The sequence below is a fragment of the Mesorhizobium sp. M0496 genome (assembly GCF_040321205.1).
Taxonomy (GTDB): domain Bacteria; phylum Pseudomonadota; class Alphaproteobacteria; order Rhizobiales; family Rhizobiaceae; genus Mesorhizobium.
The window spans coordinates 40,366-52,945 of sequence record NZ_JAMYRC010000008.1 but is presented as its reverse complement, the minus strand read 5'-3'; the positions used below and the strand labels follow the sequence as shown (position 1 = coordinate 52,945).

General features: G+C 63.0%; 14 protein-coding genes. 8 read left to right on the top strand and 6 right to left on the bottom strand.

Features of this window, described 5'->3' with window-relative positions:
• Window positions 1–13 precede the first annotated feature (13 nt).
• The 4 genes from NKI73_RS10240 to NKI73_RS10225 form a co-directional block, all read right to left on the bottom strand.
• On the bottom strand, window positions 14–763 hold the full coding sequence (locus NKI73_RS10240; protein WP_352629128.1) for a metallophosphoesterase family protein: 750 nt from the start codon (window positions 761–763) through the stop codon (window positions 14–16).
• An 8-nt stretch (window positions 764–771) separates the two neighbouring features.
• Window positions 772–2,073, bottom strand: a complete 1,302-nt coding sequence (gene purB / locus NKI73_RS10235; RefSeq protein WP_352629127.1) for an adenylosuccinate lyase — start codon at window positions 2,071–2,073, stop codon at window positions 772–774.
• A gap of 59 nt (window positions 2,074–2,132) precedes the next feature.
• Entirely contained in the window at window positions 2,133–2,546 is a 414-nt protein-coding gene (locus tag NKI73_RS10230) for a hypothetical protein (protein WP_352629125.1), read from the bottom strand.
• A 110-nt stretch (window positions 2,547–2,656) separates the two neighbouring features.
• A complete protein-coding gene (locus NKI73_RS10225; RefSeq protein ID WP_352629123.1) occupies window positions 2,657–3,382 on the bottom strand; it encodes a DUF2259 domain-containing protein in 726 nt (241 codons plus the stop codon).
• Between the two features lie 129 nt (window positions 3,383–3,511).
• On the opposite strand from NKI73_RS10225, the gene NKI73_RS10220 reads away from it, so the two are divergent.
• A complete protein-coding gene (locus tag NKI73_RS10220; protein WP_352629121.1) occupies window positions 3,512–3,766 on the top strand; it encodes a DUF2171 domain-containing protein in 255 nt (84 codons plus the stop codon).
• Window positions 3,767–3,780: 14 nt separating this feature from the next.
• Here NKI73_RS10220 and NKI73_RS10215 read toward each other — a convergent pair whose 3' ends face one another.
• Both NKI73_RS10215 and NKI73_RS10210 read right to left on the bottom strand, forming a co-directional pair.
• The gene (locus NKI73_RS10215) at window positions 3,781–4,800 is read right to left on the bottom strand and encodes a P1 family peptidase (RefSeq protein ID WP_352629118.1); all 1,020 of its coding nucleotides are present in this window, start codon (window positions 4,798–4,800) and stop codon (window positions 3,781–3,783) included.
• Window positions 4,800–5,873: a branched-chain amino acid ABC transporter substrate-binding protein gene (locus NKI73_RS10210; protein ID WP_352629116.1), complete on the bottom strand. Its 1,074-nt coding sequence runs from the start codon at window positions 5,871–5,873 to the stop codon at window positions 4,800–4,802. Before NKI73_RS10210 ends, NKI73_RS10215 begins: the two co-directional genes overlap by 1 nt.
• Window positions 5,874–6,054: 181 nt before the next feature.
• On the opposite strand from NKI73_RS10210, the gene NKI73_RS10205 reads away from it, so the two are divergent.
• From NKI73_RS10205 to NKI73_RS10175, 7 genes are all read left to right on the top strand, one after another.
• Window positions 6,055–6,582: a flavin reductase gene (locus tag NKI73_RS10205; RefSeq protein WP_352629114.1), complete on the top strand. Its 528-nt coding sequence runs from the start codon at window positions 6,055–6,057 to the stop codon at window positions 6,580–6,582.
• Window positions 6,579–7,508: an AAA family ATPase gene (locus NKI73_RS10200; protein ID WP_352602640.1), complete on the top strand. Its 930-nt coding sequence runs from the start codon at window positions 6,579–6,581 to the stop codon at window positions 7,506–7,508. Before NKI73_RS10205 ends, NKI73_RS10200 begins: the two co-directional genes overlap by 4 nt.
• A gap of 3 nt (window positions 7,509–7,511) precedes the next feature.
• Window positions 7,512–8,756, top strand: coding sequence for a vWA domain-containing protein (locus NKI73_RS10195; protein WP_352629112.1), 1,245 nt, complete (start codon window positions 7,512–7,514; stop codon window positions 8,754–8,756).
• A 61-nt stretch (window positions 8,757–8,817) separates the two neighbouring features.
• Entirely contained in the window at window positions 8,818–9,156 is a 339-nt protein-coding gene (locus NKI73_RS10190; RefSeq protein ID WP_352629110.1) for an XdhC family protein, read from the top strand.
• Between the two features lie 6 nt (window positions 9,157–9,162).
• A complete protein-coding gene (locus NKI73_RS10185) occupies window positions 9,163–9,867 on the top strand; it encodes an XdhC family protein (RefSeq protein ID WP_352629108.1) in 705 nt (234 codons plus the stop codon).
• The gene (locus tag NKI73_RS10180) at window positions 9,864–11,474 is read left to right on the top strand and encodes an NTP transferase domain-containing protein (protein ID WP_352629106.1); all 1,611 of its coding nucleotides are present in this window, start codon (window positions 9,864–9,866) and stop codon (window positions 11,472–11,474) included. Before NKI73_RS10185 ends, NKI73_RS10180 begins: the two co-directional genes overlap by 4 nt.
• A 248-nt stretch (window positions 11,475–11,722) precedes the next feature.
• Window positions 11,723–12,574, top strand: a complete 852-nt coding sequence (locus NKI73_RS10175) for an alpha/beta hydrolase (RefSeq protein ID WP_352629104.1) — start codon at window positions 11,723–11,725, stop codon at window positions 12,572–12,574.
• Window positions 12,575–12,580: the final 6 nt, after the last annotated feature.

The following is a 12,580-nucleotide window of genomic DNA, read 5'->3' as shown; positions in this document are numbered from 1 at the left end:
GCTTGTCGCCGGTTCAGATGCCGCTAGGTGGTTCATAGCTGGATCCGGCAGCGTGACCCGTCAGCAATCCGTGCGACCAACTGGTGAACCCAGTTGCCGCCGTACGCACGGCGGACTGCGCCCAGTCATAACCAATCACGTGCTGGCTGAAAGACCATTCGCCGTTGTTGCGCGTGGCGATTGCGAAGCGCGCATGCGGGCTGCCGGTCACGGTGAGGCCGGGGAAGGCCTGGACGCCCACGCTGCCGGGATTGAGTATCAGCCGACTGTCGGACAGATGCACGAGGCGTGGCGTGTGGGTATGGCCGCACAAGATTAGGCTGGCATCGGTATTTCCGAGCTTGCTCCTGATCTGATTTTCTCCGGACGGATAAAAGTGGTCGACGCCGTCTTCTTCAAGCAGGAACGCCTCGTCGTCGCTGGGGCTGCCGTGGCAGAGCAGGATTTCAGGAGCGAGTGGCAAGGTGATCGGCAATGCCGAAAGCCATGCCAGGGACGCCGGTGAGAGGCATTGACGGGTAAACGCGTCAACATCTTCCAACCCGGAAACAGGGGGCTCGACAAGCACGCGGTCGTGATTCCCGCGCACGGTTGGCCAGTTCTCGGCGACCAGATATTGCGCGGTTTCCTCGGGCCATAACGGGCCGGAGACACAGTCGCCTAAATTGACAATGATATCCGGAGAACTTTCCCTGATGCGCGCATGAGCTGCCTCCAACGCGCGCAGATTCCCATGGACGTCTGAAATAACAGCCAGTCGCATTGAATATTCTATCCAAACACCCGTTTGAAGATCGTGTCGACATGCTTGGTGTGATAGCCCAGGTCGAATTTCTCGCGGATTTCTGCTTCCGGCAGCGCTGCGGTCACTTCCTTGTCGGCGAGCAGTTCTTCAAGGAAATCAGCGCCTTGCTCCCACACCTTCATGGCGTTGCGCTGCACCAGTCGGTAGGAGTCTTCACGCGACAGGCCGGCCTGCGTCAGCGCCAGCATGACGCGCTGCGAATGCACGAGGCCGCGGAACTTGTTCATGTTCTTCAGCATGTTGTCGGGATAGACAAGCAGCTTGTCGATGACGGTGGTCAGCCGTGACAGCGCGAAATCGAGCGTCACCGTGGCGTCCGGCCCGATCATGCGCTCGACCGACGAGTGCGAAATGTCGCGCTCGTGCCAGAGCGCCACATTCTCCATCGCCGGCAGCGCCATCGACCGCACCATGCGGGCAAGGCCGGTGAGGTTTTCGGTCAGCACCGGGTTGCGCTTGTGCGGCATTGCCGAGGAGCCTTTCTGGCCCGGCGAAAAATACTCTTCCGCTTCCAGCACTTCGGTGCGCTGCAGATGCCGGATCTCGATCGACAGCCGCTCGATCGACGAGGCGATGACGCCCAGCGTGGCGAAGAACATGGCATGGCGGTCGCGGGGGATCACTTGAGTCGACACCGGCTCGGGCTTCAGGCCGAGCTTTGCCGCCACATGTTCCTCGACATAGGGGTCGATGTTGGCGAAGGTGCCGACCGCGCCAGAAATCGCGCAGGTGGCAATGTCTTCGCGCGCATGCACCAGGCGCTCGCGGCAGCGCGAGAACTCAGCATAGGCTTGCGCCAGCTTGACGCCGAAGGTCGTCGGCTCGGCATGGATGCCGTGGCTACGGCCGATGGTGACGGTGTCCTTGTGCTCGAAAGCACGGCGCTTGAGCGCTGCAAGCAGGCCGTCGATGTCGGCGAGCAGGATGTCGCTGGCGCGGGTAAGCTGCACGGCAAAGCAGGTGTCGAGCACGTCCGACGACGTCATTCCCTGGTGGATGAAACGGGCGTCCGGCCCAACGAATTCGGCGAGATGGGTCAGGAAGGCGATGACGTCGTGCTTGGTGACGCGCTCGATCTCGTCGATCGCCTCGACATCGAATTTTGCCGCACTGCCCTTTTCCCAGATGGTTTTGGCCGCTTCCCTGGGGATGACGCCGAGTTCGGCCAGCGCATCGCACGCATAGGCTTCGATTTCGAACCAGATGCGAAACCGGGTTTCGGGCGACCAGATGGCGACCATTTCCGGTCGGGAGTAGCGAGGGATCATCGGTCAGTCCTGACGTATCGAGAGGTTTGCCCGCGTCCTAACAGAGGCGAGCAAAATGCTCAACGCTGCTGGCGCGCAAACCAGACGCTCGCGGCAAACAAGGCCACGAAACCAAGCGGAAAATAAAGCCGGATGCCCAGCACCACGAACTGGTAGAGCGCAATCAAGGTCGTGAAGACGAACTGGAGGGCCCAGGTGTGGGTAAAGGCAGGTGCATGCCACTCTGCATAGTAGGAGCGGTACTGCAGCGCAAACAGCCCAGAGGTCAGGCCGACCGTTGCTGCGGCAAGGCACACAAAGGCTGCTGCGAAGGCGACCTCCCAGCGCCTGCCCTGCGAGACCAGCTTCGCGGCAAACAGGCCAATCGGAAAGGCCAGCGCAGCTCCCACCGCGAACAGCAGGGTGACAATGCGGATTTTCGCCGGGGTCTCCCAGTTGTTCAAGAACAGGTTGACCAGCGCGCTGGCCCCCATCGTCACCGCCCACAACAAGGCGCCGAAAAACGCTATGCGCGGCGTCGGTACCGCGCGGCAAAGGCGGTTCAGCGCACGATCGCGCCTGGCGGGTTGAACAACAAAAGGTGTCACAGGCGGCCGGTCACCGCGATCCAGCGAAAGTCCGGCCCCTCGAAGCCGTATTGGCGCACCGCGATCAGCACCGCGTAGGCGCTGAGACTGTCCATTGAAAAGGTCTGCACGGCGCCGATGCTATAGCCGTTCGGGCAACCCCGGCTTTTCGGTATCGCCTTGTCCTCGTGCAGCAGCTTGGTGGTGCCGCCATCCTGGGCCTCGATACGCAGCAAGCGAAAACCGTTGATCTCGCCCTGGCTCTCGCAGCCTTCGGTGTTGTTCATGCCCAGCTCGTCCAGCCGGAATTCGAGCGGCTGATCGACCGGAGAGAAGATCGGGCGCGGGTTGACCGCCATCCGGTGCGGATCGGCTGAAAGTTCGGTCACCGGGTTGAAACCCGCGGTGATGCCGCGGTTGGCGCTCAGCTCGGCCTGACTGACGATGGCTTCACCTTTTTGCCGGGCCTGAAGGCGCGCCGCGTCCAGCTTGGCATTCTCGTCCTCAAGCCGCACCCGGATCGGCGTGCCCTTGAGAAAGCTGTCGGTGCTGGTGTCGATGTAGTAGCGGTTGGCATAGGGAAAGCCCGATCCATCCTGCACGCCATATTCCTCGAAAGCGAAGACACTGCCGTCCTTGGCGAAGCCGAGGATTTCAAGTTCAGCGACATCGCCGGCACGTGCGGCGATCGAGGTCGCAAACTGTGCAAGCAGGGCAACTGCAAACAGAAATAGCATTCGCATCGGTCTTCACCCCCCGTGATCGTTTCAATCCACTAGCACGACAGAATCAAAACGTCGTGCGGTGCGAAAGCCGATGCATCCAATCGGCCCCTCATTTGTTAATGTCGGCAGTCCCAATGGAGAACCACCATGACCGACACCAGCAAAATTCGCGAGCATATGGAAGTCGTCGGCGCCGATGGCGTGCATGTCGGCACCGTCGACAAGGTCGACGGCCAGCGCATCAAGCTGACCAAGGCCGATAGCGGTCAGGGCGCTCACAAGGGCCATCACCATTATGTTCCCGTGAGCCTGATTGCCGAGGTCGACGGCAACAAGGTGTGGCTGTCCGCGAATTCCGATGTCGCGGTGACCTTCGAGGAAGAAAAATCCGATCGAGTATGATCGAGGGCCTCTGTTTATCCCAGGCGCGATGACCAGACCGGAAACAGATCGTTTTCGGCCGGCGTCGCGGCAAACACGCCGCGGCTGATGGCGCGCGCCATCGTGGCGCCGGCCGCGGCATAGAGGTCGATTGCCGCGTCGGCGGTGAGTTCGATGCCGCTCGTGCCGGTTGCCAGCGCGAATACCAGGTCGCCATCGGCCGGCGTGTGTGTCGGCCAGATGGCGCGCACGAAGCCGTCATGCGCTGAGATTGCCAGGCGCTTTGCAGCGGCCTTGGTGAGAACCGCGTCGGTGGCGATGACGGCGATCGTGGTGTTGCCGCCGGCCTGTCTGCCCATATGCTTGTCGCGGTATTTCAGCAGGATCGTTTTCGCGTCGTCCGGCATCGGCGAGGGATAACCAAGTCCTCCGAATTCGTCGCCGATTTCGAACGGTGCCGCCCAGAAATGGCGAGTTCGGCTGATGGTTGCTGAGCCGGTCGGATTGACGGCGGCCAGTGCGCCGATGGTGACGCCATTGTCCAGCAGCGTCGAGGCCGAGCCGAGGCCGCCCTTCAGCCCCGAGGTCAACGTACCGGTGCCGGCGCCGATGGTGCCGAGTTCGAAATCGGCAGCGGCCTTTTGCGCTGCTTCATAGCCAAGCTCGCGGTAGGGCGGATAACGGCCCCAATCCTTGTCGCCGCCATTGCGCAGGTCGAACAGGATCGCCGACGGCACGATCGGCACGCGAAAGCCTCCGACCTCCAGGCCGATGCCGCGTTCGCGCAGCGCCGCCTGCACGCCGGATGCAGCGTCGAGGCCGAAAGCCGAACCGCCCGAAAGCACCACGGCGTGCACCACATCGACCGAATTGTGCGGTTCGAGCAGGTCGGTCTCACGGGTGCCCGGCGCGCCGCCCAGGATCTGAACGCCGGCCACCGTCGGTCCGTCGCAGAGCACGGTCGTCACGCCGGACTTCAGCTTGGCATCGGACGCGTTGCCGACGCGCAGTCCGGCAACGTCGGTGATCAGGTTGCGCGGGCCGGTGCGAAACATCAGTTGCTTTCCAAAGGCGCAAAGCGCGTGCCGTCGAATCGGAAGACGCGGTAGGGGCTCTGGCTGAGGTCGCCTTTTGCATCAAAGCGGATCGGCCCGATCGCAGTGGTGAAATCCTGTCCGGTCAGGGCCTCGGTCAGTGGCTTGCCCGAGCCCTCGGACAAGGTTGACGCCGTTTTGGCGATCTCGATAGCCGCGTAGGCGGGCAGCGTATAACCGTCGGGCACGACCTTCTGCGTGGCAAAGGCCGACAATAGTTTGGGGTCGGCGACATCGGCCCATTCCGGCGGTGCGATCATCAATGTTCCCACGGCATAGGGCACGTCTCCGGTCGGTGTGCGGAGGTTCTCCCCGCCGGCAAAGACGATGCCGGCCTGGAGCTGTGCTGCATCCCGGCCCATGATGGCTATGTCGTCGCCGTCGCCGCCGGCAAACACATGCGTGGCGCCGGCCTTCTTCAGCCGGCCGATCATGCCGATCTGATTGTCGAGCTGCGGCCGGAACGTGTCGACGAATACCGGTTTCAGCGCTGCCTGCTCGGCGGCCGCCCGCAACGTCTCGGCGATTTCGCGGCCATAGATGGTGCCGTCGTCGATGACGGCGAACAGCTCGCTTTGCCACAGATGGGTGAGGGTGGAGGCGACGGCGTTACGCTCATCGTCGCCGCGTGGCCCGAGACGATAGACCGGCCAGCCGGTCTTGACGCGGCGGTCGGTCAGGCTTTCGGTTCGCACGCCAACGGTAATGACTGGAATGTTGGCATCCTTCAGGATCGGCATCGCCGCCTCGATCGCCTCGGTGCAAAGGAATCCGACCACGACATTGACCTTGGCTGCGACGAATTCCCTGGCCGCCGCAGCGCCTCCGTCCGCAGTGCAGGCGTCATCCACGATCTTGAGTTCTATGCCGTTTGCTAGGGCCGCCTGACCGGTGCCGGCCTCGATCTGTTTGCCGAGAATGGCCGATGGTCCAGAGAGAGACGCTGAGACGCCGACCACCAGCGTCTGGGCATTCGCATCACTGGCCAGAAACAGCCAGAACAGCGCCGCTATCGTTCTTGTCCTGGGTCGCATTCGAGCGATGAGGTCCTCTGTGCCGGTCTTATGCTGCTGGCACCTATTTATCGCCAAGACCTAAAGCCTGCCCGACCTTGGTGCAACACGCGAATTTCGGGATATGGCTCAAGCACTTCGCTTGTGGCAGGCTATGTATGGCCATATATGTCGGTAGGATCCTGACCATGGAAAATATACGGTGCTGAAGAAGAACGAAATTGGGCCGCAGGCCTACCGCGACGCCATGAGCCATTTTGCCGGCCACGTCCATGTTGTCACCACCGATGGGCCGGCCGGCAAGCGCGGTGCGACGGTGATTGCGGCCTGTTCCGTGTCGGATACACCGCCGACCATTCTGGTCTGTCTCAACCGTGAAAATCCCAAGAATGAGCCGTTCGTAAAAAACGGCAAATTTGCCTTGAACACGCTGGCCTCGCACCAGGAGCCGCTGTCGATCGGGTTTTCCGGCATCACCGGCCTGCCGGTCGAGGAGCGCTTCGCGCTTGGCGAATGGGACGAGATCTCCACCGGCGCGCCAACTCTGAAGGGCGCGCTCGCCGTGTTCGACTGCGAATTGATCGACACCAAGGACCTGGCCACGCATCGTGTGCTTTTTGGCAAGGTGACAGGCCTTCGGATGGGCGATAATTTGCGGCCGCTGATCTACCACGCCCGCGGCTACCACGTTCTGGAAAGCGGAGCGGCGGCGTTCACGGAGAAAGAATGACCGAGCTGAAACCGCGCGCCGCGCCGCGGACGATCGACGAGACGCTCGATCTCCTGACCGGCGCGGACTATGTAGCGGACCGGTCGCTGGCGACCGTGCTGTTCCTGTCGCTGCGCATGAAGCGGCCGCTGTTCCTCGAGGGCGAGGCCGGCGTCGGCAAGACCGAAATCGCCAAGGTATTGGCGCAGGCGCTCGGCCGTCGGCTGATCCGCCTGCAGTGCTATGAAGGCCTCGACGTCTCGTCCGCCGTCTATGAGTGGAACTACGCCGCGCAGATGATCGAGATCCGCATGGAGGAGGCGGTCGGCAAGGTCGAGCGCTCCGCGATGGAGCGCAACGTCTTCTCCGAAAAATATCTGATCCGCCGCCCGGTGCTCGATGCGCTGACCGGCAAGGCCGGGGCTGCTCCGGTCTTCCTGATCGACGAGCTCGATCGCACCGACGAGGCGTTCGAAGCCTTCCTGCTCGAAATCCTGTCGGACTTCCAGGTGACGGTGCCTGAACTCGGCACCATCAAGGCGGACGAGCCGCCGATCGTCATCATCACCACCAACCGCACCCGCGAGATCCACGATGCGCTGAAGCGGCGCTGCCTCTATCACTGGGTCGACTATCCCAATGCTGAGCGCGAACTGGAGATCGTGCGCCGCAAGGTGCCGCAAGCCAACCAGCGGCTTTCGGCCGAAGTGGTCTCCTTCATCCAGAAGCTGCGCCAGATCGAGCTGTTCAAGGTGCCGGGCGTTGCCGAAACCATTGACTGGGCCGGCGCGCTGACCGAGCTCGACAAGGTGGCGCTCGATCCTGAAACCGTCTCCGACACGATCGGCGTGCTGTTGAAATACCAGGACGACATTGCCCGCATCGAACAGGGCGAAGGCCGGCGCATCCTCAACGAGGTGAAGGCCGAGCTTTCGGCGGCGGAGTAGGCGATGCCGATCCAGGAACCGAAACAAGCGAAGGCCGACGGGCGGATCGCCGACAATATCGTTTATTTCGCCCGCACTCTGCGCAAGGCCGGCATGCGGGTCGGGCCCGCCTCGGTCAAGGATGCCATCGAAGCGGTGCTCGTCGCCGGCATCGGTTCGCGCGACGATTTCTACTGGACGCTGCACGCCGTGCTGGTGTCCAGACATGAGGATCACGCCACTTTCGACGAAACCTTCCGGCTGTTCTGGAAGTCGCGCGAGCTGATCGAAAAGATGCTGGCGATGTTTTCGCCCGTGGCGCCCGACAACAGGGAAAAGCAGAAGCCCCGCACAGCCGAAAACCGTGTCAGCCAGGCGATGTTCGAAGGCCACCAGAAGAACCAGCCGGCTCAGGAAATCCCTGAGATCGAGGTCGACGCCCGCTTCACCTTTTCCGGCAACGAGGTGCTGCGCGGCAAGGACTTTGCCCAGATGAACGCGACCGAGATGGCCGACGCAAAGAAGGCGATCGCGCAGTTGCGGCTGCCTTTCGACATGGTGCGGACGCGGCGCTTCAAGGCTGATGCGCATGGCCGCCGCATCGATCCGCGCGCCATGATGCGTTCGGCAGCGCGCACAGGCGGCGAATTGATCCTGCCGAAATTCCGTTCAGCCCGCGAAGTCCATCCGCCGCTGGTGGTGCTGGCCGACATTTCCGGCTCGATGAGCCAGTACACACGCATCTTCCTGCATTTCCTGCATGCGCTGACCGAAAAACGCCGGCGCGTGCACACTTTTGTTTTCGGCACCCGGCTCACCAACCTGACCCGGCAGATGCGCCATCGCGACCCCGATGCCGCCCTTGCCGACTGCTCGGCGGCGGTCAAGGACTGGTCAGGCGGCACCCGCATCGGCGATACGCTGGCCGAGTTCAACCTGATATGGTCGCGCCGCGTGCTGGGGCAGGGCGCGGTGGTGCTTCTGATCACCGACGGGCTGGAGCGCGACGATGTCGCCGGCCTGTCGGAGGAAATGGAGCGTCTGCACAAATCCTGCCGGCGGCTGATCTGGCTGAACCCATTGCTGCGTTTCGACGGTTTTCAGGCGCGCGCCCGTGGCGTCATGGCGATGCTGCCGCATGTCGACGAATTCCGCTCGGTGCACAATCTCGATGCGCTCGCCGATCTCTGCGCGTCGCTGGACAAGAAATCGGCACAGTCGGTCGATCCGCGCCGATGGCTGGAGGCTGGCGCGAGGCACGCCGCATAACCATATCTTTCTCATCCGAAAAACAGATCCTCGAGAAAAACAGACTTCTGGAAAAACGGTCATGGAAAACAGCATTTATCTGGATGAGGCCCGCGACCCCTTGATCATCGCAGAGGGCTGGATGAAGGACGGCAAGGACGTGGCCATCGCGACAGTGGTCGAGACCTGGGGTTCCGCGCCCCGACCCGCAGGCAGCCATCTGGTCATCGACGCCGACGGCAATTTCCACGGCTCCGTCTCGGGCGGCTGCGTCGAAGGCGCTGTTGTCACCGAGGCGATCGACGTCATCGACAGCGGCAAGGCAAAAATGCTTGAGTTCGGTGTTGCCGACGAAACCGCCTGGCAGGTCGGCCTGTCCTGTGGCGGCCGCATCAAGGTGTATGTCGAAAGGCTCGGCTGATCTCGGATGGATCCCTATGCGCTGAAAACGCTCAACGCCGAACGCCGCGCTCGCCGCGCGGCGATCCTGGTCACTGATCTCGGTGACGGTCGCAACCGCATCGTGCGTGAGGGCGATCAGGTCGCTGGCGATCTCGGCGCCGCGATCGCCAGGGCGTTTCGCACTGGCAATTCCGGTTCGGTCGAGGCCGAGGGGCGGACCTTCTTTCTCAATGCGCATCTGCCGCAGCCGCGTCTGGTCGTGATTGGCGCTGTCCATATCAGCCAGGCGCTGGCGCCGATGGCGAAAATCGCCGGTTACCCCGTAGAGATCATCGACCCCCGCACCGCTTTCGCCACGCCGGACCGATTTCCAGACGTCGCGCTCCATGCCGAATGGCCCGAGGACGTGCTGAAGCGTCAGCCACTCGACAGCTATACAGCGCTGGCCGCCGTTACCCATGATCCGAAGATCGACGATTTCGCCCTGAAGATCGCGCTCGACGCCAACTGTTTCTATGTTGGCGCCCTTGGCAGCCGGAAGACGCATGCCAAGCGGGTCGAACGCCTGCTGGCGCTGGGCGCGAGCGCCGACCAGATTGCGCGTATTCATGCGCCGATCGGGCTTGATATTGGTGCAGCCAGCCCGGCCGAGATCGCCGTTGCGGTCCTTGCGCAAGCGATCCATGCCTTTCGCTCGCGCGGTGTGGAAGTTAAAGGCGCGGCAGCGTGAAGTTCGGGCCGATCCCGATCGATACGGCCGAAGGCGCGGTGCTGGCGCATGCCACCACGGCTGGTGAACGCCGCTTTCGCAAGGCGCACAGGTTGAGCGCCGAAGATGTCGCGCTGCTGCGGGCCGCCGGCATTTCTGAAGTCGTTGCGGCGGTGCTGGCCGCCGACGACCTCGGCGAGGATGCCGCCGCGCAGGCGATCGCTGACAGCATGGCCTTTCGCGGCATCGAGGCCAGGTCGGCCGCGACCGGGCGGGTCAATCTCCATGCCCAAGCGTCGGGCATCTTCACTGTCGATAATGCTGTCATCGACGCTATCAATGCCATCGATCCGGCCATCACCATCGCCACGCTGGCGCAGCATGCGCCGGTCGAGAAAGGCCAAATGGTCGCGACCGTGAAGATCATCCCCTTCGCGGTCAGTTCGGCACTGGTCGACGCCGCGACAAAAATCTGCGCCGGTGGTGAGATCTTTGCCGTCAATGCCTACCAGCCGGTCCGTGTCGGCGTCATCCAGACGGTTCTGCCCGGCATCAAGCCTTCCGTACTCGACAAGACGCTGCGCGTCACCGAAGCCCGGCTCGGCCGCACCGGCGGCAGGCTGACGGCGGAGCGCCGCACGCCGCATGAGATCGCACCGGTGGCGGAAGCCGCGGCCTCCCTGGCGCGCGACAACGACATGGTGGTGATCTTCGGCGCCTCGGCGATGAGCGATTTCGCCGATGTCGTTCCGGCGGCGATCGAGAGGGCGGGCGGTACCGTTATCCGCGCCGGCATGCCTGTCGACCCCGGCAACCTGCTGGTGCTGGGCACGCTCGACGGCAAGCGCGTCATTGGTGCACCCGGTTGCGCCCGCAGCCCCAAGGAGAACGGCTTCGATTGGGTATTGGACCGGTTGATCGCTGGCCTTGATGTGACCGCCAAGGACATTGCCGGCATGGGCGTCGGCGGGCTGCTGATGGAAATTCCGACACGGCCGCAGCCGCGCGAACCGCTGCCGGCCAAAAGTCAGCTCAAGGTCGGCATCGTGCTGCTGGCGGCCGGCCGGTCGAGCCGCATGGGGGGGCCGAACAAGCTCCTGGCGCTGTTCGACGGCAAGCCTCTGGTGCGCCGCACTGCTGAGCGGGCGCTCGGCTCGAAGGCATCGGGCACAATTGTCGTCACCGGCCACCAGCGCGAGCGGGTGCGCGCCGCGCTGGCGGGCCTCGACGTGACCTTCGCCGACAACCCCGACTTTGCTGAGGGCCTGTCCACCTCGCTGAAAGCCGGCATTGCGTACCTGCCGGAAGACTCCGCCGGCGTGATGATCGTTCTCGGCGACATGCCGGGTATTGCGTCCGACGACCTCGACAGGTTGATCGAAGCTTTCCGCAAGGCCGGCGGCAATTCGGTGGTTCGCGCCTCGCATGACGGCAAGCGCGGCAACCCGGTGCTGTTGCCGCGCTCGCTGTTTCCGGCGATCGCCCATCTGGAAGGCGACACCGGCGCACGCCATCTGGTCGAGACCGAAGGGCTCGATGTCATCGATGTTGAGATCGGCGCGGCGGCGTCTGTCGATGTCGATACCCGCGAGGCGCTGGAAGGCGCCGGCGGCGTGCTGCAGGATTGACAAACCCAAGCCGAAAAACGCATGCCTTGGCCATGTCTTTTCGTTTCTTTCCCTCTGCGTTTGCGCATTTACCCCCCTCTGGCCTGCCGGCCATCTCCCCCTCAAGGGGGGAGATCGGCAGTTTCGATGGAAGCGTCCATCCTGCGGCCTTGGAAATTGGCGAAAACCGAAAGCGCATCCAATCTCCCCCCTTGAGGGGGAGATGGCCGGCAGGCCAGAGGGGGGCGTGCCGCGCGTTCCTCACAGCAATGCTTTTCTTGGTTTCTTCAGCCACCCACGCCAATGCTCTCGAATTAAAACCCTTCAAGGACGATCTCTTCGCCTATCCGACCACGCTGTCGTCCGACACCAATGGTGCCTACATCGTCATCGACTACCGCGAGATGCGCGACATCAACCAGCGTGACCAGGTGCCCGAGCGCCGGGTGAACGCTCAATACACCGACACCAGCGTTCGCAAGGTGCAGCAGGATCTGCTCCTGAAGACCGATGCCGGCGATGTCAGGCATGTCGCCGTCGGCAAGACCGAGGGCGCCGGTATCATCGTGCTTTATCTGCACGGGCAGGGTGGCAGCCGCAAGCAGGGCGTCGACGACTTCACCTTCGGAGGCAATTTCAACCGGCTCAAGAATCTGATGGCCGGCAATGGCGGCCTCTACCTCAGTCCGGATTTTTCCGATTTCGGTGACACCGGTGCCGCTCAGGTGGCGGCCCTGATTGATCACTATGTCGAACAATCGCCGGGCGCGAAAATCTTCGTCGCCTGCGGCTCGATGGGTGGCGCCCTGTGCTGGAAGCTTGCTGCCCGCAAAGACACCGGCGGCCGTATCAACGGCTTGCTGCTGCTCGGCTCGCTGTGGGACGAGAGCTTTTTCACTAGCCCAGCCTTCAAGCGCCGCGTACCGGTCTTCTTCGGCCAGGGCAGCCACGACGTGGTTTTCCCGGTGGAAAAGCAGGAAGCCTTCTTTCGCTCGATCCTGGCCAAGTCGAACACTTATCCGACGCGTTTCGTCCGTTTCGAGACCGGCACCCATGGCACGCCGATCCGCATGACCGACTGGCGCGGTACACTCAACTGGATGCTGTCGAAGGCACCTTGATCGACA